Annotated in this window: 1 protein-coding gene; it reads left to right on the top strand. The window is 43.7% G+C overall.

Annotated features, from left to right (window positions below; translation table 11 throughout):
* Positions 1-15 precede the first annotated feature (15 nt).
* On the top strand, positions 16-1,907 hold a 1,892-nt coding region (locus I3255_RS13960; RefSeq protein WP_238039350.1), incomplete at its 3' end, for an Orn/Lys/Arg decarboxylase N-terminal domain-containing protein.

Here is a 1,907-nt window from a genome sequence, read left to right as displayed (position 1 = left end):
TATTCAGGCGTTATTATGAACAACAATAATAGTACAAATAAAATGCGTGCTCTCGTTATTGAGCACCAAAACATTACTCCAAACAGCTTTGCAGATCGTGCAACTAAATCATTAATCGCTGAATTAGAAAGCCGCACTATCGAAATCGTTACAGCAACTTCTTACGAAGATGCACGTGCAGTTATCATGGCATCTCAAATCGATAGCCTTGTATTAGCACTAGAAAAAACTGAAGAGCAAATCGTTAACTCTCATGAAGAAGTTGATTTGTTAGCAGCACTACAAGCACGTCAACCTGAAGTGCCAGTATTTCTACTAGCAGAACGCGCTCGTACTTCTATTCTTAACAACCGCCAGTTAATGGAACGTGTTGATGAGTGTTACTCTGTACTAGAAGACACTGCAGATTTCGTTGCAGGTCGTATCGTTGCTGCTATGCGTCGTTACCGCTCACAAGTGCTACCGCCTTTCATGAAAGCGATGATGCACTACAACGACATCCATGAGTACTCATGGTCTGCGCCTGGTCACCAAGGTGGTATCGGTTTTACTAAGACCCCTGCTGGTAACCAATTCTTCGAATTCTTCGGCGAAAATCTATTCCGTACCGATATGGGTATCGAACGTGCAGCACTAGGTTCTCTACTTGACCACAGCGGCGCATTCAAAGATTCAGAAGTTGAAGCAGCTAAAGTATTTGGTGCTCACCAATCTTACTCTGGTATCGTAGGTACTTCTGGTTCAAACCGCACAATCATGCAAGCATGTTTGAAAGATGACGACATCGCTATTTGTGACCGTAACTGTCACAAATCAATCGAGCAAGGTCTGATCTTAACGGGTGCACGCCCTATCTACATGGTACCTAGCCGTAACTGTTACGGTATTATCGGTCCAATCAGCCAAGTTCAAATGAGCAAAGAAGGCATTGCACTTAAAGCTAAAAATGCTGGCATTCCTTTCAACGCTGATGAGAAAAAAGCAGGCTACGCGGTTGTAACTAACTGTACTTACGACGGTTTATGTTACCACTCTGAAGTGACTGAATCGCTACTAGGCGAAAGCTCTAGCCGTATTCACATGGATGAAGCATGGTTCGGTTACGCACGTTTTAACCCTATCTACAAGGGTCACTTCGCAATGCGTGGCGATGCTAAAGACCACAAAGGTCCAACAGTATTTGCAACTCACTCAACTCACAAGTTATTGAATGCATTGTCTCAAGCATCATACATTCACGTACGTAACGGTGAAGACGCGATCAACTTTGACCGTTTCAACCAAGCATACATGATGCACACTTCAACATCGCCACTATACGCAATCTGTGCGTCTAACGATGTTGCAGCTAACATGATGAAAGGTGAAAGTGGTAAAACACTGACTGACGAAGTAAACCGCGAAGCGATCATCTTCCGTCAAAACATGCGTCAGCTATTCAACAACTACACCAATGACAACGATTGGTTCTTCAAACCTTGGAACGCTGAAACCGTTACAGAAATGAACGGTGACAAGGTTAACTTTGAAGACGCATCTGTTGAGTCTCTAATGACTATCCAAGAGAACTGGAAACTAACTCCTGGAGACAAGTGGCACGGCTTTGACGAAATCGACAATGACTGGTGTATGCTTGATCCAATCAAAGTTAGTCTTCTAACTCCTGGACTTGACGACAACGGTAACTTCCTAGAAACAGGTGTTCCAGCAGCGCTTGTGACTGCATACCTAGGTCGTTTCGGTATCGTACCAACACGTACTACTGACTTCCAAGTAATGTTCCTATTCTCAATGGGTATTACTAAAGGTAAGCGTGACACATTGATCAACACATTGTTGTCATTCAAGCGTCACTACGATGCTAACGCAGATATCGAAACACTACTGCCTGAGCTAGTTGCATCAGC

The organism is Psychrobacter sp. Ps6, assembly GCF_022129235.1.
Classification (GTDB): domain Bacteria; phylum Pseudomonadota; class Gammaproteobacteria; order Pseudomonadales; family Moraxellaceae; genus Psychrobacter.
The sequence above is the reverse complement of the archived record's forward strand: the minus strand, read 5'-3'. Positions and strand labels throughout refer to the sequence as shown.